The sequence below is a fragment of the Micromonospora sp. NPDC002575 genome (assembly GCF_042889525.1).
Taxonomy (GTDB): domain Bacteria; phylum Actinomycetota; class Actinomycetes; order Mycobacteriales; family Micromonosporaceae; genus Micromonospora; species Micromonospora carbonacea.
The window spans coordinates 79099-100430 of sequence record NZ_JBIARA010000019.1; the positions used below are offsets into that span (position 1 = coordinate 79099).

At 75.6% G+C, this 21332-nt stretch carries 14 protein-coding genes; 10 read left to right on the forward strand and 4 right to left on the reverse strand.

The features are described from left to right. Positions 1–90 precede the first annotated feature (90 nt). The 3 genes from ACFYWL_RS24905 (at position 91) to purE (ending at position 3914) form a co-directional block, all read left to right on the forward strand. A complete protein-coding gene (locus ACFYWL_RS24905; RefSeq protein ID WP_386976998.1) occupies positions 91–2160 on the forward strand; it encodes a thioredoxin domain-containing protein in 2070 nt (689 codons plus the stop codon). Positions 2161–2262: 102 nt separating this feature from the next. Next, positions 2263–3426 carry a 5-(carboxyamino)imidazole ribonucleotide synthase gene (locus ACFYWL_RS24910; protein ID WP_386977002.1) on the forward strand — a complete coding sequence of 388 codons (1164 nt, stop codon included), beginning with the start codon at positions 2263–2265 and terminating at the stop codon, positions 3424–3426. Further along, positions 3423–3914, forward strand: coding sequence for a 5-(carboxyamino)imidazole ribonucleotide mutase (gene purE, locus ACFYWL_RS24915; protein ID WP_386977005.1), 492 nt, complete (start codon positions 3423–3425; stop codon positions 3912–3914). The genes ACFYWL_RS24910 and purE overlap by 4 nt, the downstream gene beginning before the upstream one ends. Before the next feature lie 149 nt (positions 3915–4063). Here the strand turns inward: purE and ACFYWL_RS24920 are convergent, their stop codons facing one another. Then, on the reverse strand, positions 4064–9061 hold the full coding sequence (locus ACFYWL_RS24920; RefSeq protein WP_386977008.1) for an SCO7613 C-terminal domain-containing membrane protein: 4998 nt from the start codon (positions 9059–9061) through the stop codon (positions 4064–4066). A 263-nt stretch (positions 9062–9324) separates the two neighbouring features. Beyond that, positions 9325–10752 (reverse strand): UDP-glucose dehydrogenase family protein, encoded by a 1428-nt coding sequence (locus tag ACFYWL_RS24925; protein ID WP_386977011.1) that lies wholly within the window; start codon positions 10750–10752, stop codon positions 9325–9327. 269 nt (positions 10753–11021) lie between these two features. Here ACFYWL_RS24925 and ACFYWL_RS24930 point away from each other — a divergent pair, with 269 nt between their 5' ends. Continuing rightward, positions 11022–12185, forward strand: a complete 1164-nt coding sequence (locus ACFYWL_RS24930; RefSeq protein ID WP_386977014.1) for an acyl-CoA dehydrogenase family protein — start codon at positions 11022–11024, stop codon at positions 12183–12185. 137 nt (positions 12186–12322) lie between these two features. On the opposite strand, the gene ACFYWL_RS24935 is transcribed toward ACFYWL_RS24930, so the two are convergent. After that, entirely contained in the window at positions 12323–12979 is a 657-nt protein-coding gene (locus ACFYWL_RS24935; protein WP_386977017.1) for a hypothetical protein, read from the reverse strand. Positions 12980–13002: 23 nt separating this feature from the next. Here ACFYWL_RS24935 and ACFYWL_RS24940 point away from each other — a divergent pair, with 23 nt between their 5' ends. Beyond that, positions 13003–13539, forward strand: coding sequence for an acyl-CoA thioesterase (locus ACFYWL_RS24940; RefSeq protein WP_386977020.1), 537 nt, complete (start codon positions 13003–13005; stop codon positions 13537–13539). A 230-nt stretch (positions 13540–13769) separates the two neighbouring features. Further along, positions 13770–15758, forward strand: coding sequence for an acetoacetate--CoA ligase (locus ACFYWL_RS24945; protein ID WP_386977023.1), 1989 nt, complete (start codon positions 13770–13772; stop codon positions 15756–15758). 23 nt (positions 15759–15781) lie between these two features. On the opposite strand, the gene ACFYWL_RS24950 is transcribed toward ACFYWL_RS24945, so the two are convergent. Continuing rightward, positions 15782–16471 carry a TIGR03089 family protein gene (locus ACFYWL_RS24950; RefSeq protein WP_386977026.1) on the reverse strand — a complete coding sequence of 230 codons (690 nt, stop codon included), beginning with the start codon at positions 16469–16471 and terminating at the stop codon, positions 15782–15784. A gap of 152 nt (positions 16472–16623) precedes the next feature. Here ACFYWL_RS24950 and ACFYWL_RS24955 point away from each other — a divergent pair, with 152 nt between their 5' ends. The 4 genes from ACFYWL_RS24955 (at position 16624) to ACFYWL_RS24970 (ending at position 21293) form a co-directional block, all read left to right on the forward strand. Continuing rightward, a complete protein-coding gene (locus ACFYWL_RS24955; RefSeq protein WP_386977029.1) occupies positions 16624–17769 on the forward strand; it encodes a glycosyltransferase family 4 protein in 1146 nt (381 codons plus the stop codon). Positions 17770–17824: 55 nt separating this feature from the next. Beyond that, a complete protein-coding gene (locus ACFYWL_RS24960) occupies positions 17825–18916 on the forward strand; it encodes a mannose-1-phosphate guanylyltransferase (RefSeq protein ID WP_386977032.1) in 1092 nt (363 codons plus the stop codon). 32 nt (positions 18917–18948) lie between these two features. Further along, positions 18949–19983, forward strand: coding sequence for a hypothetical protein (locus ACFYWL_RS24965; RefSeq protein ID WP_386977035.1), 1035 nt, complete (start codon positions 18949–18951; stop codon positions 19981–19983). A gap of 305 nt (positions 19984–20288) precedes the next feature. Beyond that, complete coding sequence (locus ACFYWL_RS24970) at positions 20289–21293, forward strand: ArsR/SmtB family transcription factor (protein WP_386977038.1); 1005 nt, start codon at positions 20289–20291, stop codon at positions 21291–21293. The last annotated feature ends 39 nt before the right edge of the window (positions 21294–21332 follow it).

Genomic DNA, 21332 nt, shown 5'->3' on the forward strand with positions numbered 1-21332 from the left:
GCATGCACCGATATAAATGCATGAACGTGAATGGGGGAAGACCTGCGGGCGGCCGGCGCGGGACCGCCGCCCGGTGGATATGGTCGACGGGTGAACCGACTCGCGAGCGCCACCAGCCCGTACCTGCTCCAGCACGCCGACAATCCGGTGGACTGGTGGCCGTGGTGCGACGAGGCGTTCGCCGAGGCGAAGCGGCGTGACGTGCCGGTGCTCGTCTCCGTCGGCTATGCGGCCTGCCACTGGTGCCACGTGATGGCGCACGAGTCGTTCGAGGACGAGGCCGTCGGCAAGCTGCTCAACGACGGCTTCGTGGCGATCAAGGTGGACCGCGAGGAGCGGCCCGACGTCGACGCCGTCTACATGACCGCCACCCAGGCGATGACCGGGCAGGGCGGCTGGCCGATGACGGTCTTCGCCACCCCGGACGGCACCCCGTTCTTCTGCGGCACCTACTTCCCGAAGCCCAACTTCGTCCGGCTCCTGGAGTCCGTCGGCACCGCCTGGCGGGAGCAGCGCGAGGCCGTGCTGCAACAGGGCGCCGCCGTGGTCGAGGCGATCGGCGGCGCGCAGGCCGTCGGCGGCCCGACCGCCCCGCTCACCGCCGAGCTGCTCGACGCCGCCGCCGCCCAGCTCGCCCGGGAGTACGACCGGGAAAACGGTGGCTTCGGCGGGGCCCCGAAGTTCCCGCCGCACCTGAACCTGCTCTTCCTGCTGCGCCACCACCAGCGCACCGGCTCCGCCGAGAGCCTGGAGATCGCCCGGCACACCGCCGAGGCGATGGCCCGGGGCGGCATCCACGACCAGCTCGCCGGCGGCTTCGCCCGCTACTCGGTGGACGGGCACTGGACGGTGCCGCACTTCGAGAAGATGCTCTACGACAACGCGCTGCTGCTGCGCGTCTACACCCAGCTGTGGCGGCTCACCGGCGACTCGCTGGCCCGGCGCGTCGCCCGCGACACCGCCCGCTTCCTCGCCGACGAGCTGCACCGGCCCGGCGAGGGCTTCGCCTCCGCGCTCGACGCCGACACCGAGGGCGTCGAGGGGCTCACGTACGCGTGGACCCCGGCGCAGCTCGTCGAGGTGCTGGGGGACGAGGACGGCCGCTGGGCCGCCGACCTCTTCGCGGTCACCGAGGCGGGTTCGTTCGAGCACGGCACGAGCGTGTTGCGGCTGGCCCGGGACGTCGACGACGCCGACCCGGCGATCCGGGGCCGCTGGCGGGACGTGGTCGGGCGGCTCCTCGCGGCCCGCGACACCCGCCCCCAGCCGGCCCGCGACGACAAGGTGGTGGCCGCCTGGAACGGGCTGGCGGTCACCGCGCTCGCCGAGTTCGTCCGCCTCGTCGAGGTCCTCGGCACCGGCACCGGCACCGGCACCGGCACGGGCACCGGCAGCGGCGACGAGGCCGACGCCAACCTGCTGGAGGGCGTCACGATCGTCGCCGACGGGGCGCTGCGGGAGACCGCCGAACACCTGGCCCGCGTGCACCTCGTCGACGGCCGGCTGCGGCGGGTCTCCCGCGACGGCGTGGTCGGCGAGCCGGCCGGGGTGCTGGAGGACTACGGCTGCGTGGCCGAGGCGTTCTGCGCCATGCACCAGCTCACCGGCGAGGGGCGCTGGCTGGAGCTGGCCGGCGGCCTGCTGGACACCGCCCTGGCCCGGTTCGCCGCCCCCGGCGGCGGGTTCTACGACACCGCCGACGACGCCGAGCAGCTCGTCACCCGGCCGGCCGACCCGACCGACAACGCCACCCCGTCCGGCCGGTCCGCGATCGCCGCCGCCCTGGTCACGTATTCGGCCCTCAGCGGCGAGACCCGCTACCGGGAGGCCGCCGAGGCCGCCCTCGCCACCGTCGCGCCGATCGTCGCCCGGCACGCCCGGTTCACCGGGTACGCGGCGGCGGCCGGCGAGGCGCTGCTGTCCGGCCCGTTCGAGATCGCCGTGGTGACCGACGACCCGGCCGGCGACCCGCTCGTCGCCGCCGCGTACCGGCACGCCCCGCCCGGGGCGGTGCTGGTGGCGGGTCGCCCCGACCAGCCGGGCGTGCCGCTGCTCGCCGGCCGGCCGATGCGCGACGGGCGGCCCACCGCGTACGTCTGCCGGGGGTTTGTCTGCCAACGCCCGGTCACGACCGTCGACGACCTCCTCGCCCAGTTGTAAGGAAGGGCCCCCTGTTAACGCATTCGGTATAGCGGGGTACCCCGCTCACCCTTCGCCCCGATCCTCGCCGGCGGCGGGGTCGCCGCTAGGCTGGCCCGCGAGATGGATACCCGAACCGGTCTGCCAGTTGTCGGCATGGTGGGGGGCGGTCAGCTGGCCCGGATGACCCACCAGGCCGCGATCGCCCTCGGTCAGTCGCTGCGCGTGCTCGCGCAGGCCCCGGACGACGGGGCGGCCCTCGTCGCCGCCGACGTCCAGTACGGCGACCACACCGACCTCGCCGCCCTGCGCACCTTCGCGAAGGGCTGCGACGTGGTCACCTTCGACCACGAGCACGTGCCGACGGAGCACATCCGCGCCCTCGCCGCCGAGGGGGTGAAGCTCTTCCCGCCCGCCGACGCCCTGCTGCACGCCCAGGACAAGCAGGTCATGCGGGAGCGGCTCGGCGAGCTGGGCGCGCCCAACCCGGCGTGGCGACCCGTCGCCGACCCCGCCGACCTGGTCGCCTTCGGCGACGCGCAGGGCTGGCCGGTGGTGCTGAAGGCGGCCCGGGGCGGCTACGACGGCCGGGGCGTCTGGATGGTCGACGACGCCGCGCAGGCCGCCGAGCTGGCCGCCACCCTGCTCGCCGGCGGCACCCGGCTGATCGTCGAGGAGCGGGTCGCGCTGCGCCGGGAGCTGGCCGTGCAGGTGGCCCGCTCGCCGTTCGGGCAGGTCGCCGCGTACCCGGTGGTGGAGACCGTGCAGGTGGGCGGCATCTGCGTCGAGGTGCTCGCCCCCGCGCCGGGCCTGCCCGAGGAGCTGGCCGTCGCCGCCCAGCAGCTCGCCATCGACCTGGCCACCGCGCTCGGCGTGGTCGGCCTGCTCGCCGTGGAGCTGTTCGAGACCCCCGCCGGGCTGGTGGTCAACGAGCTGGCCATGCGCCCGCACAACTCGGGGCACTGGACGATCGAGGGGGCCCGCACGTCGCAGTTCGAGCAGCACCTGCGGGCCGTGCTCGACTACCCGATGGGCGACACCTCGCTCGCCGCCCCCGTCGTGGTGATGGCGAACGTGCTCGGCGGGCAGCCGGGCGGCATCTCCATCGACGAGCGGCTGCACCACCTCTTCGCCGCCGAGCCGGGCGCGAAGGTCCACCTGTACGGCAAGCAGGTGCGCCCCGGCCGCAAGATCGGGCACGTCACGGTGCTCGGCGACGACCTGGCGGACGTACGGGCGCGGGCCGCCCGGGCCGCCCACTGGCTGACGGAAGGGACGCCGGCATGACCACCGTCGGTCTGATCATGGGCAGCGACTCGGACTGGCCGACCATGAAGGCCGCCGGGGAGGCCCTGGCGGAGTTCGGGGTCGGCTACGAGGTGGGCGTCGTCTCCGCCCACCGCACCCCCGGCAAAATGATCGAGTACGGTCGCACCGCCGCCGACCGGGGCCTCAAGGTGATCATCGCCGGGGCGGGCGGGGCGGCCCACCTGCCCGGCATGGTCGCCTCGGTCACCCCGCTGCCGGTGATCGGCGTGCCGGTGCCGCTCAAGCACCTCGACGGCATGGACTCGCTGCTGTCCATCGTGCAGATGCCGGCCGGCGTGCCGGTGGCCACCGTGTCGATCGGCAACGCCCGCAACGCCGGGCTGCTCGCCGTCCGCATCCTCGCCGCCGCCGACGAGGACCTGCGGGCGCGCATGGTGGCCTACCAGGCGAGCCTGGAACAGCTCGTCGCCGACAAGGAAGCCGCCCTCCACGCCACCTTGAGGTGATCGCCCGGCCCGCTGGCCCCTAACCGGCGTGCGGACCCGGCCCGCTCTGCCGTCACCGGCGAACGCACCCGGCCCACTCTGCCGTCACCGACGGACGAACCCGGCCCGCTCTGCGCAACAGGGCACCCACGCCGCAGGGCCCCTCCGCTTCATCTCATGCCGCGCAGGGCCGTCTGGAGGCGGTCCTGGGCGCGGCGGCGGCGCTCGTTGCTCGCCCCGAGCACCAGCAGCACCAGCCCCACCGGGATCAGCACCAGCCAGGGGCCCAGGCTGAACAGCGCGTGGACCGCCGCGATCGCGGTGACCGTCGCGCCGACGACCACCGGGGCCTGCTGCTGGCTGGTGGTGCCGAAGATCAGCACCGCCACCGCGCCGAGCAGCAGCAGCACCTGCCGCAGCATGCTGGAGTCGGTGGCCAGCACGATCGCCAGGGTCGGCACGAATGCGGCGACCAGCGCCGGCCCGTACGCCACCCAGCTCGACAGGTCCGGCCGCTGCCGCAGCTCCAGCACCCCCACCAGCAGGGCCAGCGCCGCGAACGGCAGGGTGTAGGCCTCCGGCAGCGCCACGTCGGCGACCCGCATCAGGATCCACCAGGCGACGATCTCGCAGAAGACCACCGCCCAGAACAGGATCCGCCGCTCGACCGGCCGGCGGCCGGGCCGGGTCGCCGCCACCCCGAGCACGGCACCCCAGGCGGCCAGCAGCGCGGCGATGTGCCGGGGCGAGTCGAAGGCCAGCGCCAGGGCGATCAGCGCGGCGGCGAACCCGCTCCACTCCACCGTGGCCGCCTCGCGCCGGGCCTCCGGCCGGCGCAGCCGGGGCAGGGTCGCGGCGAACACCTGCAGGGCCGCGCCGACGGCCAGCACCCCGAACGCGGACCAGACCGCGGCCAGGCCCGCCACCAGGCCGACGACCAGCACGAACAACTGCGCCGTCAGCGAGGCGAACAACCAGCCGAGGATGCGGGCCCGCTGCGTGGTGCCGTACAGGGCGGCGACGACGCCGACGCCGACCGCGCCGCCCAGCGTGAACAGGGTCAGCTCCCGGGTGGCCAGGCTGCCCAGCAGCCCGGCCCCGCCACCGGCCAGGCCGATCACGAAGACCAACACCCGGGCGGTACGCAGCGACCGGGCCCGCTCCGCGATCGGCGGGGGCGGGCTGAGCGCCAGCCCCAGCATCGAGATCGTGAACACCGACAGGGCGGCCAGCACGCTCACCGGCCAGCCGTGGCCCAGGGCGGTCGGCGTGATCAGCAGGGTCACCGCCGCCCCGGGCAGCACCACCGGCACCGCCCGGGACCGCCGCCCGCCGCTGAGCCCGACGGCGGCCAGCGCCGCGGTCAGCGTGAGCAGCAGCGCGGTCAGCACGTGCGTCGGGTCGACCGCGTCGGCGGGCGGGGTGAGCAGCTCGGGCGGCGGCCCCTGCCACACCCGCCCCAGCGCCCGGTACGGCTCGACCAGCGCCACCTCCAGCGCGGGCGCGAGCGAGAACACGGCCAGCGCGACGGGCAGGGCCGCGGCGGCCAGCGCGCCGGCCGCCGGGCTGACCCGCCAGCGCACCGCCGTCGGTTCGTCGTCGGGGGCCCGGCGCAGCGCGCCGTCGAGCAGCACCGTCCAGCGCCGGACCGGTTGCGCCGAGCCGGCGGGCGGCACGGTCGACGCGCGGACCAGCTCGGCGAGCACCCCGAGCAGCGCGGCTGCCGCCGCGTACACGCCGGAGGGCAGGCCGGCCACGATCGCGCCGACGGCGCTGACGGTCGCGCCGCCGACGATGGCCGCGCTGGCGTACGGAAGATATTGCGGGACCTGCCGGCGGACCGCGGCGATCGCGGCCAGGCCGAGGCTCGACGCGGCCAGCGCGGCCGTCAGCACCACCTCCGGCGACCGGCCGGACTCGGCGGCCAGCGCGGCCACCGCGCCGGGGAGCGCGAGCAGCGCCGCCCCGGCCGCGATCCCGCCGACCTGCACCAGGTGCGGCGGCATCCCCTCGGTGGCGACGTCGTCCACCAGCGGGGCGGCGAACACCCGGGACAGGGCCGCCACGACCACGCCGATGAGCACGATGCCGCCCAGCGCCAGCGCGGTCGTCCACGGCCGGACCAGCCCGGCGCCGGCCGCGTGCAGGGCGACCGCGCCGGCCACGGCCGCCCGGGACAGCCCGGCGCGCGGGTCGAGCGACGCGGCGGCGGCCGTGCCGAAGGCCGTGGCGACCGCCAGGCCCACCAGCACCGGCGACCACCAGGGCAGGTCGAAGGCGGCCGGGAGGCCGATGGTGGCGAGGACGGCGGCGACGCCGGAGACGTCGTGCTTCCAGGGATGCGGCAGCAGCACCCCGGCGGCGACGCCGAGCAGGGCCAGGGCGACCGGCGCCTGCCAGGCGGAGCCGCCGGTCGGCGCGGCCGGCCACCCGGACAGGTCGCCCGCCCAGATCGGGCCGGGTACGGCCAGGACGCCCCAGCCGCCGCGCAGCGCGCTCCAGCCCGCGATCAGCCCGATCAGGGTGCCGCCGACGGCGAGGCCGAGGATGGGCCCGCGCCGCCACTGCTCGGGCATCGCCCGTGCCACCACCGCGACCACCGCCACCAGCGCGGCGGCCACCACGAGCTGCCCGCCCGGGGTGAGCACCGCCGCGACCCGGACCAGCGTCGCGACCAGCGCCGCGGTGACCGCCGCCGTGGCCAGGTCGGAGCCGTCGAGCGTCAGGTCCGCGCGCCGCCCCGCGTCGATCGAGGGGGCGAGGAAGACCAGCAGGCCGGCCACGAACAGCAGCGCGCCCACCCAGGCGTCGGCGGCGGTGGCCCCCGGCGCGGTGAACGCGGCGGCCGTGATGATCAGCGCCCCGAGCCCGGTGCCCAGCGCCAGCGGCGTGGGGATGCGCCGCTCGGACACCTGCACGAGGGCCGCGTAGCCGAGGGTGACGCAGACCGCGAGGAAGCTCGCCGCCAGCACCGGCACGGTCGCCACGCGCAGGCTCGCCGGGGTCGGCGTCGGGTCGGTCGGCACGGTCGCGGCGACGAAGGCCGCCACCGCCCCCGGCAGCGCGAACGCCGCACCGCCGGCGGCCCAGTTGGCGACGGCGTCCGCGGCGGCGGGGACCATCCGGATCCGGGGGACCACCGCCACCAGCGCGCCGCCCACGAAGAGGGCGAGCAGCACGGCGGCGGTCAACGCCGGCCGGGCCAGCCCGGCGCCCGCGCCGAGCAGGCCGACGACGGCGGCGGCGACCGCGTGCACCGTCGCGGACCGGGCCGTCGTGGCGGTGAGCCCGACCGCGCCGATGCCGACCGCGGCGAGCACCATCGGCCACGGGGCTGCCGCCCAGCCCAGGCCGAACGACGCGGGGACGGCCAGCGCGGTCAGCGCCGCCCCGGCCACCGCGAACTCGCGGCGGATCTGCGCGGGCAGCGCCAGCACGGCGGCGACCGTGAGCAGGAAGGCACTGGCGGCGAGCTGCCAGGCCGCCGGGCCGACGGCGGCGGCCAGCTCGGCGGAGTATCGGTCGAGGTCGGCCGACCAGGCCGGGGTGGCCGCCAGGGCCGGGGCCAGGCCGGCGCGCAGCGCGCCGACGGCCACCACCAGGCCGCTGACCGTGAGCGCCGCCGCCGAGGCGAGCTGCGGGCCGCGCCGGCCGGCCTCCGGCAGGGCCCGCACCGCCAGGCCGGTGAGGGTGATGACGGCGGCGACGAGCAGCAGGGCCCGGCCGGGGAACGCCACCGAGGCGACCCGGCCCAGCGCGCCGATCACCGCGAGGGTGACCACGCCGGCGGCCACGTCCGGCAGCGGCGGCCGGCGCAGCACCAGCGCGCCGCCCAGCCCCACCAGGGCGGCGAGCAGCAGCACCGCGCCCGCCCCGGCCGCCGTCGGCACCGTGGCGGCGCGCAGCAGCGCGGTCACCGCGTACGCCAGGGCCAGCACCACCGCCACGCCGTGCAGCAGCCAGGTCAGCTCGCGCAGGGCCGGCACCGGGCGGGTCGGCGGCTCGGCGGCCGGCACGCCCGAGAGGGCGTCGAGCACCTCGCCGGACTCCTCCGGGTCGCCCTCCGGCCGGCCCTCCCCGCCGGGCCGAACGCCCCGGGTGGGCCGGCCCTCCGCGGCGTCCTCGGTGGACGGCTCGGCCCCGGTCGGCCGGCCGTCCTCGGCGGGCCGCCGGGGCGGCGGGGCGGGCGGGCCGATCCGGCCGCCCGGCAGGTCCTGCCGCACGGGCCGCTCCACCGTCACCGGCGAGCGGGCCAGCCAGAGGTCGACCACGGCGACGACGGTCAGCACCAGGGCCCAGCCGGCCGGCCCGGACACCCGGTCGTACGCCAGCAGCGGCAGCACCGGCTGCGCGGCCAGCACGGTGGCGAAGCGGGGCGCGCGCAGCCCCGTGAAGAGGGCGTAGCCGAACCCGACGGCGGCGGTGACCAGGAAGATCACCCCGGCGAAGACCGCGCCGGACGCGCCACCGCCGCCGATGAGGTCCACCGTCCACAGCGCGTAGCCGGCGAGGGGCACCAGCAGCAGGCCGACGGCGGAGATGGTCTCGGCGGTCGAGGTGAGCCCGCGCCGGGCCAGCACCGGCGGGGCGAGCAGCAGCAGCACCGTGGCGACGAGCAGGACGCCCAGCCGGGACAGGGCGTCCATCGAGCTGGTGGCCACCAGGGCGAAGACCACCGCGGCCACGGCGAGCAGCAGCGCGCCCAGCCCGAGGGGGATGTTCTGCACCTCGCGCGACGACGCCTCCGGCGGGTGCTCGGGGTCGTCGGCGTCCAGCCAGCGGGCCGCCGACGGCGGCGGGGGCGGCGGATCCTGCGGCGGGGGCGGGGTGACGCCCTGGCGGGGCACCCGGGGCGGCGCTCCCGTCGACGCGGTCGGCGGACGTCGGCCGGGGCGGCGGCGCAGCACCCGCCGGGGGCGGGCGGCCTGCTTGAGGCGTTCCTCGCCGGCGTGCGTCAGGATGTCCCGCTGGAAGAGCGCGGCCTGCATCTTCGCGGCGATCTGCCGCTGCTCGGCGGCGATGGCGGCCTCGCGGGCCTTCATCTCCGCGATCGAGCGCTCGACCTCCGCGAGGTGCCCGGCCCACTGGGGCTGGTGCGCGCCGCAGTGCGGGCACTGGGCGGCCGGCTTGATCTCCCGACTGCACGAGGAGCACTGAAAGGTCTGCACGACACCCCTCCACCCGGCCGGCCCGCACTGTGGACTACCACTGTCGCAGCATGCCCTGAGCCGGCGCGGATTTCGACACCTGTCGGCGGTTCGGCGGTGACGAATGGGCGACCGGGGACGCCGCCGGGGTCGACCGGGGACGCCGCCGGGGCGGCCGGAGCGGCCGGCCGGGTGAGGGGAACGGCCGACCGGTGTGGCCCCGACGCGCGGCGGCCGGCCCGGGGCGAGGTCCGGGGCCGGCCGTCACCGCCGTCGGATCGAGGTCAGGGGCGGCCCATGCCCCGGTACTCCCAGCCGGCCTGGCTCCACAGTGTCGCGTCGAGGCAGTTGCGGCCGTCGACCACGCGGCGGCCGGCGACCAGCTCGCCGAGGGCCACCGGGTCGGCGTTGCGGAAGTCGGCCCACTCGGTGAGCACGCAGACCAGGTCCGCCCCGGTCACCGCGTCGGCCATCGTGGACTCGTACGTCAGCTCGGGGGCCACCCGGCGGGCGTTCTCCGCGCCCTGCGGGTCGAACACGTGCACGTCCGCCCCGGCCTTGCCGAGCAGCCCGGCGACGGCGAGCGCCGGGGCGTCGCGTACGTCGTCGGTGTTGGGTTTGAACGTGGCCCCGAGCACGGCGATGCGGGTGCCGGACAGGTCCGGGCCGGCGGGGCCGGCGCGGCGGCCGAGCAGCTCGGCGGCCAGCGCGATCACCCGGGTCCGGCGGCGCAGGTTGATCAGGTCGACCTCGTGCAGGAAGCGCAGCGCCTCGCCGGCCCCCAGCTCCTGGGCGCGGGCCTGGAAGGCGCGGATGTCCTTGGGCAGGCACGCCCCGCCGAACCCGAGGCCGGCCTGGAGGAACCGGTTGCCGATGCGGGGGTCGTACCCGATGGCCTTGGCGAGCTGGGTGACGTCGCCGCCGGCGACCTCGCACACCTCGGCCATCGCGTTGATGAACGAGATCTTGGTGGCCAGGAAGGCGTTCGCGGCGACCTTGACCAGCTCGGCGGTGGCGAAGTCGGTGACCACCAGCGGGACCTCGCGGTCCTCGGTGGCGGCCAGGTCGAAGACGCCCTTGTGGGCGGCGTAGAGCATGCCGTTGGCCCAGTCGCTCTTGACGCCGACCACGATCCGGTTGGGGCGCAGCACGTCGTCGACGGCGAAGCCCTCCTGGAGGAACTCGGGGCTCCACGCCACCTCGACGCCGAGGTCGGCCGGGGTGTGCTTGCCGACCAGCTGCTCCACCCACTCGGCGGTGCCCACCGGCACGGTGGACTTGCCGACGATCAGCGCCTTGCGGGTCAGGTGCTGGGCGAGGCCGGTGACGGACGCCTCGACGTACGACAGGTCGGCGCCCATCCCGTCGGCCCGCTGCGGGGTCCCCACGCAGATGAAGTGCACGTCGCCGAAGTCGGCGGTCTCGGCGATGTCGGTGCTGAACCGCAGCCGGCCGGCGGCGAGGTTGCGCCGCAGCAGCTCGTCGAGGCCGGGCTCGTGGATCGGCACCTCGCCCGCGTTCAGCTTGGCGATCTTGTCGGCGTCGACGTCGAAGCCGAGCACCTCGTAGCCCAGCTCGGCATAACAGATGGCGTACGTCGCACCGAGGTACCCGGTGCCGAGGAAGGTGACCCGGGGCCGGGCCGCGCCCGACGGCGGCGTCACCGCGGCGATGGCCGACATCGGTTGGGTGTTCGGGTACGGGATCGTCACGCCTGTCTTCTCCGCTCGGGCTGGCGGCGCTTCCTCGCGTCGCTTTCGGCTGCGGCGCCTGACCGGCACCGAAGGGGGATTGTGTCCTTTGCTGCTCGCCGTGCCGCGTCGACCTCCGCGCGCCGTGTTGCGTCGACGCCTCGGTCAGGTCCGAGCCTACGCGGCGGTAAGGATCAACCGAGCGCTGGTCGCTATCCTTCAGTCTGCGCGGTCGGCGGTTCCGAGACGCTACAGACTGGGCATGATAGCCGTGAAGGGGAGGGGCCGACATGGCCGCAGAGCAGTCGTTCGACGTCTACCGGTTGCCCGAGGAGCACGAGGCGGTCCGCGAGGCGGTGCGTGAGGTCTGTGCGGCGAAGGTGGCCCCGCACGCGGCCGAGGCGGACGAGACGGGCGAGTTTCCGAAGGCGTCCTACGACGCGCTGCGCTCCGCCGACTTCCACGCCCCGCACATCCCCGTCGAGTACGGCGGGGCCGGGGCGGACGCCCTGGCCACGGCCATCGTGATCGAGGAGGTCGCCCGGGCCTGCGCCTCGTCCTCGCTGATCCCGGCGGTCAACAAGCTGGGCACCATGCCGCTGCTCCTGGCCGGCTCCGAGGAGCTGAAGCGCGCCTACCTGACCCCGGTGGCCGCCGGGGAGGCGATGTTCTCCTACTGCCTGTCCGAGCCGGAGGCCGGCAGCGACGCCGCGTCGATGACCACCAGGGCGGTCCGCGACGGCGACCACTGGGTGCTCAACGGCGTGAAGCGGTGGATCACCAACGCCGGGGTGTCGGAGTTCTACACCGTCTTCGCCGTGACGGATCCCACAGCCCGCTCGAAGGGCATCTCGGCGTTCGTGGTGGAGAAGTCCGACCAGGGCGTCAGCTTCGGCGCCCCCGAGAAGAAGCTCGGCATCAAGGGCTCGCCGACCCGCGAGGTCTACCTCGACAACGTCCGCATCCCCGCCGAGCGCATGATCGGCGCGGAGGGCACCGGCTTCGCCACCGCCATGAAGACCCTCGACCACACCCGGGTCACCATCGCCGCGCAGGCCGTCGGCATCGCACAGGGCGCGCTCGACTACGCCAAGGGGTACGTGCAGGAACGCAAGCAGTTCGGCAAGGCGGTCGCCGAGTTCCAGGGCGTCCAGTTCATGCTCGCGGACATGGGCATGAAGCTGGAGGCGGCCCGCCAGTTGACGTACGCCGCCGCCGGCAGGTCCGAGCGGGGCGACGCCGACCTGACCTACTTCGGCGCGGCGGCCAAGTGCTTCGCCTCCGACGCCGCCATGGAGATCACCACCGACGCCGTGCAACTGCTCGGTGGGTACGGCTACACCCGCGACTACCCGGTCGAGCGGATGATGCGGGATGCCAAGATCACCCAGATCTACGAGGGCACCAACCAGGTCCAGCGCATCGTGATGGCCCGCCAGCTGCTGCGCGGCTGACCCGTCGGCGGCGCTCCCCGTTCGGGGGCCGGCCGCCGGCGGCCCGGGGTTCCGGCCTCCGGTTCGGTCCGGTGCGCCGGGCACGGGGTGCGGTGGCGGGCAGGCCCGTCCGCGCCCCGTGCCCGGCGGCGGTCTCGTCAGCGCAGCTCGGTCGTGGTGTCCTCGGCGCGGCGCGGCGGGGCCGACCAGGGGGACTCCCCGGCCGTGCGGCGGGGCAGGGGCTCCGGCGGCGGCTGGTCCGGGTAGCCCAGGGTGAGCGGTGCGGTGTCCCGCTCCGCCGCGGTGCCGCCCGACGGCCAGTCGGTGAGCGTGAAGGTGTTGGCGGCGGCGTCCTCCGGCCGCTGCGCCGGCACGGGCTCGGCCGCCGGCCGGGGCCAGCGCCGCCACCGCTGCCCGCTGAACGTGGCCATCAGCAGCAGCACGCCGACCAGGAAGAGCGTGCCGTTCTGCACGGGCAGGAACAGCGGCAGCGGGTCGCCCAGCGCCTTCCAGCCCTCCGGGACGCGGTCGCGCACCTCGAACGGCGCGACGAACATCCCGACGTACGGGGCGATCAGCAGCAGCCCGGCGACCAGCGGGCCGAGCGGCGAGAAACGCAGCGTGCCGAGCAGGCCGAGCAGGACGCCGGCGACGGCCAGGTAGACGCCCGGCTCGATCAGGTTGGCCGTGTTGAACGTGCCGATCTCCACCCACCGGGTGATCGTGCGGGTCGACCCGTCCTGCCCGAGCGCGAGCAGCGCCCAGGTGACGGGTGCCACCACCAGCCCGGCGAGGAAGCTCCAGAGATGTCGCATTGGCGCACCGTACCGTTTCCGGCATGACAGATCACCCCTCCGCCGCGCCGCATCCCTCTGCGTCCCCGCAGGGAAAACCCACGTCGTACTCCCGCGTCACGCTCAGTCGAATCATGACCGCGGTCGATGTCAATCTGTACGGGACCGTGCACGGAGGGGTGTTGATGAAGTTCGTCGACGACGTGGCGGGCGCGGCGGCGGCCCGGCACAGCGGCGGCACGGCGGTGACGGCGGCGATCGACGAGATCGTGTTCTCCGAGGCGGTCCGGGTGGGCGACCTGGTGCACGCGCACGCCCAGGTGAACTGGACCGGGCAGACCTCGATGGAGGTGGGCGTCCGGGTGGTCGCCGAGCGCTGGGACTCGGCCGAGGACGAGCCGGTTCCGGTCGCCACGGCGTACCTGGTCTTCGTGGGGGTGGACGTGGGCGGCCTGCCCCGACCGGTCCGGCCGGTGCTGCCGGAGACCCCGGAGGACGAGCGCCGCTACCGGGAGGCGGAGATCCGCCGCGCCCACCGGCTGGCCCGCCGCCGCGCCATCCAGGCCCACCGCGAGAGCTGACCCGCCCCTTGGGCGCGGCCTGGCGGCCAGTGTGAGAAGGGTGCCCTTCTCTACCGTATGCGTTAACAAGGAGCCCTTCCTTACACCCCACACAGCGCGGGCGTCGGGGGTGTGGGGCGGGCACGCCCCGGCGGTGGGCACCGGGGCGGACAATGGCGCTGCGACATAGGGCAAGATGGCATCACGGCCCACGTGACGGGGCGGTCCGGGGTCTGGAGGAGGGGGGAGCTGTGGGTGACGTGCTGTGGACACCGCCGGCGGACGTGCGCGAGCGGTCCCGGATCGGTGCCTACCTGCGTTGGCTGGCGGAGCACCGGGGGCTGGAGTTCGCCGACTACGCCGCGCTGTGGGAGTGGTCGGTCACCGACCTCGACGGGTTCTGGCGGTCCGTCTGGGACCACTTCGGCGTCGTCGCGCACACCGAGCCGACGGCCACCCTGGCCGACCCGGCGATGCCGGGCGCCCGCTGGTTCCCCGGGGCCACGCTCAACTACGCCGAGAACGTGCTGCGCATGCCGGGGCTCGGCGACGACGACCCGGTGGTGATCGCGCACGGGCAGACCCGCGCGCCGCAGACCCTGACCGCCGCCGGGCTGCGCGAGCAGGTCCGCCGGGTGGCGGCCGGGCTGCGCCGCCTCGGCGTCGGCCCCGGCGACCGCGTGGCCGCGTACGCGCCGAACATCCCCGAGACGTACGTGCTGCTGCTGGCCGCCGCCAGCCTCGGCGCGATCTTCTCGTCCTGCGCGCCGGAGTTCGGCACCCGCAGCGTCACCGACCGGTGGCGGCAGATCGAGCCGAAGCTCCTCGTCGCCGTCGACGGCTACCGGTACGGCGACAAGCCCGTCGACCGGCGCGGCGAGGTGGCCGCCATCCGGGCCGCCCTGCCGTCGCTGGAGCACACCGTCGCGATCGCGTACCTCGACCCGGCCGGCCCGGCCCCCGACGGCGCGATCTCCTGGGCGGAGCTGGCCGCGCCGACCGACGAGCCGCTGGCCTTCGCCGGGGTGCCGTTCGACCACCCGCTGTACGTGCTCTACTCCTCCGGCACCACCGGGCTGCCCAAGCCGATCGTGCACGGCCACGGCGGCATCCTGCTGGAACACCTGAAGATGCTCGCCCTGCACCACGACCTGGGCCCCGGCGACCGGTTCTTCTGGTTCACCACCACCGGCTGGATGATGTGGAACTTCCTGGTCTCCGGGCCGGCCGTCGGCGCGGCGATCGTGCTGTTCGACGGCAACCCGGGCCACCCCGACCTGGGCGGGCTGTGGCGGCTGGCCGCCGAGACCGGCACCACCTACTTCGGCACCTCCGCGCCGTTCCTGCTGGCCTGCCGCAAGGCCGGCCTGGTGCCGCGCGAGGTCGCCGACCTGTCCGCGCTGCGCGGCGTCGGCTCGACCGGCGCGCCGCTGCCCGCCGAGGGCTTCACCTGGGTCTACGAGACGGTCGGCCGCGACCTCCAGCTCCAGTCGCTCTCCGGCGGCACGGACGTGTGCACGGGCTTCGTCGGCGGGGTGCCGCTGCTGCCGGTGCACGCCGGGGAGATCACCTGCCGGGCGCTCGGCGCGCGGGTGGAGGCGCGCTCGGCCGACGGCACCCCGGTCCTCGGCGAGCTGGGCGAGCTGGTGATCACCGCGCCGATGCCGAGCATGCCGGTCGGGTTCTGGAACGACACCGACGGGTCCCGCTACCGGGAGGCGTACTTCGAGCTCTACCCGGGCGTGTGGCGGCACGGCGACTGGATCACCATCAACGAGCGGGGCGGGTGCGTGATCACCGGCCGCTCCGACGCCACCCTCAACCGGGGCGGCGTGCGGCTCGGCACCGCCGAGTTCTACTCCGTCGTCGAGGGCCTCGACGAGGTCGTCGACTCGGTGGTGGTGCACCTGGAGGACGACGAGGGCGGCGCGGGGGAGCTGCTGCTGTTCGTGGTGCTCGCCGACGGGCTCGAACTCGACGACGCGCTGCGGAAGAAGATCTGCCGCGAGCTGCGTACCGCCCTGTCGCCCCGGCACGTGCCCGACCAGATCCACCAGGTCCGGGCCGTCCCGCGCACGCTGAGCGCGAAGAAGCTGGAGGTGCCGGTGAAGAAGATCCTCACCGGCACGCCGGTGGACGACGCGGCGGCCAGGGGCGCCCTGGCCAACCCGGAGTCCCTGACGGCCTTCGCCGCGTTCGCCCAGCGCCGGCCCGCCCCGGAGGCCCCGGCCCGCTCCTGACGGCCGGCCCGCCCGAACGCGCGTCAGGCCAGGGTGCGGGTGACCCGCTCCGTGTCGGCGCGGGCGGGCAGCCGGGCCGGGTCGGCGTTGGCGCACAGCACCGTGGACGCGCCGGCCACCAGCGGGGCGAGCAGCCAGTCGACCGGGTCCGGGTGGGCGGTCACGTCCAGCAGGACCCGGTCGCCCCGGGCCAGTCCCAGCTCCGCCGCCCGGGCCGCCGCGCGGCCCAGCAGCTCCGCGTCGGCCGGCCCACCGGCGGCGTACGGGGTGAAGTGGTCGCCGTGCGCCCGCACGGCGACCACGTAGTCGGCGAAGCCGGCGGGCACCTCGCGCAGCGGCAGGGCGAACGGGGCGAGCGCCAGCGCGTACCGCTCGCCGGCCGGCCAGGCGTCGGCCTCGCCGACCCGCTCGGCGGCGGCGAAGATCACCTCCACCGGGCCCGGCGCGTCGGCCACCACCAGCCCCGCCGACCAGCAGCCCAGCAGCACGGCGGCGGTCTGCCAGTGCGGCGGCAGCAGCGCCCCGGCCGACTCGCCCGGGCCGGCGGCCACCTCGTCGGTCAGCAGGTTGGCGGTCTTGGCCACCCAGTTCGCCAGCGTCGCGCCGGACAGCTCGGTGCGTTCGCCGGTGGCGTCGTCATACCAGGTCAGCAGGGGTTGCGCGGGGTCGGGTGCGATCGCTGCGGCGAACACCCGGGCAATGTTGTCGGCCATCGGCGCGAACGATACGCCGCCGCGGCCCGTATCCCACGACAGTGACAAGTCGGCGAACGGTCGGGTCGCAGTCAGCGACCGGGCCGGGCTCCGGCGTAGGCTTGCCCGGAGTGTTGTTCCCCACAGATTTCGCCACCGCAAGGAGTCGCCCCGTGACCGCCGGTCGTCCGCCCCGCGTACTCATCGACGCCACGAGTGTCCCCGCCGACCGTGGCGGCGTCGGTCGATACGTCGACGGCCTGCTCGGCGCCCTCGGGAAGGTGTGCGGCCAAGGGGTCGACCTGGCCGTGGTCGGCCTGCGCACCGACCTGGAGCGCTACTCCCGGATGCTGCCCGGCGCGGAGATCGTCGCCGCCCCCGCCGCCGTGGCCCACCGCCCGGCCCGGCTTGCCTGGGAGCAGACCGGCCTGCCGCTGCTGGCCCAGCAGGTCGGCGCGCAGGTGCTGCACTCGCCCTTCTACACCTGCCCGTTGCGGGCGGGTTGTCCGGTCACGGTGACCGTGCACGACGCGACCTTCTTCACCGAGCCGGAGCACTACGACAAGTCCCGCCGCACGTTCTTCCGCAGCGCGATCAAGACGTCGCTGCGCCGGGCCGCCCGGGTGATCGTGCCCAGCAAGGCCACCCGGGACGAGCTGATCCGGCTGCTCGACGCCGACCCGACCCGCATCGACGTGGCCTACCACGGGGTCGACCACGCCGCCTTCCACGCGCCCGGCGAGGAGGAGAAGGCCCGGGTCCGGGCCCGGCTGGGGCTCGGCGACAGCAGCTACGTCGCCTTCCTCGGCGCGAAGGAGCCGCGCAAGAACGTCCCGAACCTGATCCGGGGCTGGGCGCGCGCGGTCGCCGACCGGCAGGACCCGCCCGCCCTGGTGATCGCCGGCGGCCAGGGGCACGACGACGACATCGACCGGGCCGTGGCCGAGGTGCCGTCGCACCTGCGCCTGCTGCGCCCGGGCTACCTGCGCTACGCCGACCTGCCCGGCTTCCTCGGCGGCGCGCTGGTCGCCGCCTACCCGTCGTACGGTGAGGGGTTCGGCCTGCCGATCCTGGAGGCGATGGCCTGCGCCGCCCCGGTGCTGACCACGCCGCGGCTGTCGCTGCCGGAGGTCGGCGGCGACGCGGTGGCGTACACGAGCGAGGCCCCGGAGCAGATCGCCGCCGACCTGGCCGCCCTGCTCGACGACGAGCAGCGCCGGCTGTCGCTGGCCAAGGCCGGCTTCGACCGGGCGAAGGAGTTCACCTGGGAATCCAGCGCCGAGGTGCACATCGCGGCGTGGACCCGGGCCCGCGCCTGACGGCGCGCGGCGTGACGATGCGCCCGTACCGTGCTGGTTCGGGCATGATGTGCTGATGCTCTACGCCGTCATCCCGGCGGGCGGCAGCGGCACAAGGTTGTGGCCGTTGTCCCGTGCGGGCCATCCCAAGTTCCTCCACCCGCTCACCGGCACCCCCGCGTCCCTGCTCCAGGCGACGGTGGACCGGCTGACGCCGCTGACCACCCCGGAGCGCACCCTGGTGGTCACCGGAGCCGCGCACGTCGCGGCGGTGGCGCGGCAACTGGCCGGCCTGCCCGAGGAGAACATCCTCGTGGAGCCCTCGCCCCGCGACTCCTGCGCCGCCATCGCCCTCGCCGCGGCGGTGATCGCCCAGCGCGAGCCGGGCGCGGTGATGGGCTCGTTCGCCGCCGACCACCTGATCCGCGACGCCGACGTCTGGCGGGCCACGGTCGCCGAGGCGGTGGCCGGCGCGGAACGGGGGCTGCTGATGACGGTGGGCATCACCCCGACGCGCGCCGAGACCGGGTACGGCTACCTGCACACCGGCGACCCGGCCGCCGACGGTCCACAGCGGCCGGTGCTGGAGTTCAAGGAGAAGCCGGCCGCCGAGGTCGCCGAGGCGTACCTGCGCTCGGGGCACCACCTCTGGAACGCCAGCATGTTCGTCTGGCGGGTCGACGTGTTCCTGGCGGAGCTGGCCCGCCAGCAGCCGGCCCTGCACGCCGGGATCACCGCGATCGCCGCCGCCTGGGGCACCCCCGAGCAGGACGACATCCTCGGCACGGTCTGGCCGACCCTGCCGAAGATCTCCGTCGACTACGCGGTGATGGAGGGCGCGGCGACCGCCGGGCGGGTGGCCACCGTCCCCGGCGACTTCGGCTGGAACGACGTCGGCGACTTCCACACCCTCGGTGAGGTGCTGCCCGCCGACGCGGCCGGCAACGTGGTCCTCGGCACCGACGCCAAGCCGGGCGTGCTGCTGCGCGACGCCAGCGGGCTGGTCGTGGTGCCGCACTCCGGCCGGCTGGTGGCCGCCCTCGGCGTGCACGACCTGATCGTGGTCGACACCCCGGACGCCGTGCTGGTCTGCCCCCGCGACCGCGCCCAGGACGTGAAGGCCCTGGTCGACGAGCTGAAGGAACGGGGCGAGGAGAACCTGGTCTGACCACGGTGGGCGGCGGGTGTCACCCTGGGCGGGTGACCTTGCGACTTGTCGAGTTCGTCGTCGCCGGCAACGAGGCCAGCGACCTGCTGCCGGTGCGCTCGCCGGCCGTGCTCGCCGCCCACCGTGCCCGGCGCGGCTTCTGGACCGTCCTCGACGAGGGCCCGGTCGAGCAGTGCCTCGCCCTGCTGCTCGAACACGACGGCGGCGAGTGGTCCGCCCACCACGTCGACGCCGACGCCGGCACCGAGAACGGCCGCACCGAGGACGGCGAGGCGCTGGCCCACCACGACGGCTGGGTCTACGTCTTCGGCTCCCACTTCGGGTCGAAGGCGGGCCCGCTGCGGCCCCGCCGCGCGTTCGTGGCCCGGTTCCGCGAGGACGACGCCGTCGGCGGCCGGCTGCCCGTGCGGGTGGTGCGCAACCGGTTCCGGCTGCACCGGGCGGTCAACGACGCGCTGGCCGCCGCCGAGCTGGCCACCCTGCCGCCCGGGCAGCGGGTGCGGGAGCGGTTCATCGGCGCGACGGTGGCCCGGGGCGCCGCCCGGGCGAAGGGCTGGGTGGGCCGGCTCGCCGAGGGCGACCTGCCGCTCAACGTCGAGGCGGCGGCGTTCACCCCGCACGGGACGGTGCTGCTCGGCCTGCGCTTCCCGGTGACCGTCGACGGGGAGCCGATCCTGGTCGAGGTGGCCGGGGTGCCGGAGATGTTCGACGGCGGGGACTGGCCGCGGGCCCTCGGCGCGTACGCCCTGACCGGCGTCACCCCGCCCGGCGCGCTCACCGGCTTCCGCGCGCTCGTGCCGCTGCCCGACGGCGGCTACGCGGCGATCGTCGGCTCGATCGACGCGCTGGGCAAGGGTTCGGTGCTGCTCGACGACCACCCGCAGGGCGGCGACGTCACCTCACGGCACGTCCGGTTCCGGCTGGAGAGGGCGGGCGGGCACCTCGTGCCGGGCGAGCTGGTGGCGGACCTGACGCCGTTCCACCACGTGGAGGGGCTGGCCGAGGCCGACGGCCGCTGCTGGTACGTCACGGACGAGGACCACCGGGTCGCGCTCTGGATCGGCTGACCGGGCGCGCGGAACCAGGCGGGCGAGCCTCGGCCCGGCCGGGTGGGCGGACGGGGACACCTCTGCGGAGCAAGGGCCGCAGACCCTCGTGGTGCCGCCCGTCCGCCGGATCCTCCCCGGCCCCGGTGGCCCGGGCCGGCGTCGATGACGGACGGCCCGTGCGGGACAACCCAGAGCATGCCGAAGGCCGACCGGGGACGTCGAGGTTTTTCAGCCCACGCTTAAAAGTGGAGATAACTGCCGCCCGGGTACAGTGCGAACGGTCGGCAGTGCCTCCCCCTCTGCCCGCCGCACGGGAGCGACCAATGCTGAAGATCTATTTCTCGCCCGACGACGTCCTCCGGATCCGGGTGGCCCCGGGCGCGGACCCGCTCTGGGAACTGATCCTCAGCGTGCACGTGCTCCAGGTCCGCAGCCGGGACCCGCTGACCTCCGGCTGGCGGCGGGGCGTCTCCCGGGAGCTGCGCCGGCAGGTCGGCGTGGAGCCGATGCGGCTGCTGTTCGCGCTGAACCCCGGGCGGGGCTACTTCCCCGACTTCCTCACCCCGCAGGAGGGCCTCCAGGGGCTGGCGGAGGGGCTGGAGGCCATCCGCAGCACCCCCGTGCGGCTGCTGCACCGCGACATGACCCGGATGGCCGGGGAGCACCCGCTGCCCTCCTCCGCGGCGGCGCTGGCCCGGGGCGAGCCCGAGGTGCTGCGCCACCTGACGGACTCGATGGAGCGGTACCGCGAGCTGGCGCTGAGCCCGTACTGGGCGCACATCCAGGCCGCGATCGACTCGGACCGGATGCGGCGCGCCCGCGCCCTGCTCGACGGGGGCGTCGAGGGGCTGCTCGACAGCTTCCGCCCGCTCGCCCGCTGGGAGTCGGGGGTGCTGGAGATCCACGGCTACCCGGAGAGCCGGGAGCTGCACCTGGACGGCCGGGGCCTGCTGCTGGTGCCGTCGTTCTTCTGCGCCGGCACCCCCGTGGCGCTGGCCGATCCGGACCTGCCGCCGGTGCTCGTCTATCCGGTGGACCGGCTGGGCGGGCTCGTCCCGGCGGAGGCCGCCGGCGGCGCGTCGACCCGGGCCGGCACCGGGCGGGAGGCGCTGGCCGCGCTGCTCGGCCGCACCCGGGCGGCGGTGCTGGAGGCCACCGACGCCGGCTGCACCACCGGCGAGGTGGCCCGCCGGCTGCACATCTCCCCGGCGGCGGCGAGCCAGCACGCGACCGTGCTGCGCAACGCCGGCCTGCTGGTGAGCCACCGCGACCGCAACACCGTCCTGCACACCCTCACCCCGCTGGGCCGCGCCATCCTCGACGCCTGAGCCCCGGCCGGGCGACCCGCAGCGGCGAGCGGGCCACGG

What these genes read in the sequence shown, in the direction of transcription:
- ACFYWL_RS24970 (WP_386977038.1), top strand. Translation starts at nt 20,289, where the DNA reads ATGCTGAAGATCTATTTCTCGCCCGACGACGTCCTCCGGATCCGGGTG.
- ACFYWL_RS24960 (WP_386977032.1), top strand. Translation starts at nt 17,825, where the DNA reads ATGCTCTACGCCGTCATCCCGGCGGGCGGCAGCGGCACAAGGTTGTGG.
- ACFYWL_RS24930 (WP_386977014.1), top strand. Translation starts at nt 11,022, where the DNA reads ATGGCCGCAGAGCAGTCGTTCGACGTCTACCGGTTGCCCGAGGAGCAC.
- ACFYWL_RS24935 (WP_386977017.1), bottom strand. Translation starts at nt 12,979, where the DNA reads ATGCGACATCTCTGGAGCTTCCTCGCCGGGCTGGTGGTGGCACCCGTC.
- ACFYWL_RS24910 (WP_386977002.1), top strand. Translation starts at nt 2,263, where the DNA reads ATGGATACCCGAACCGGTCTGCCAGTTGTCGGCATGGTGGGGGGCGGT.
- purE (WP_386977005.1), top strand. Translation starts at nt 3,423, where the DNA reads ATGACCACCGTCGGTCTGATCATGGGCAGCGACTCGGACTGGCCGACC.
- ACFYWL_RS24940 (WP_386977020.1), top strand. Translation starts at nt 13,003, where the DNA reads ATGACAGATCACCCCTCCGCCGCGCCGCATCCCTCTGCGTCCCCGCAG.
- ACFYWL_RS24950 (WP_386977026.1), bottom strand. Translation starts at nt 16,471, where the DNA reads ATGGCCGACAACATTGCCCGGGTGTTCGCCGCAGCGATCGCACCCGAC.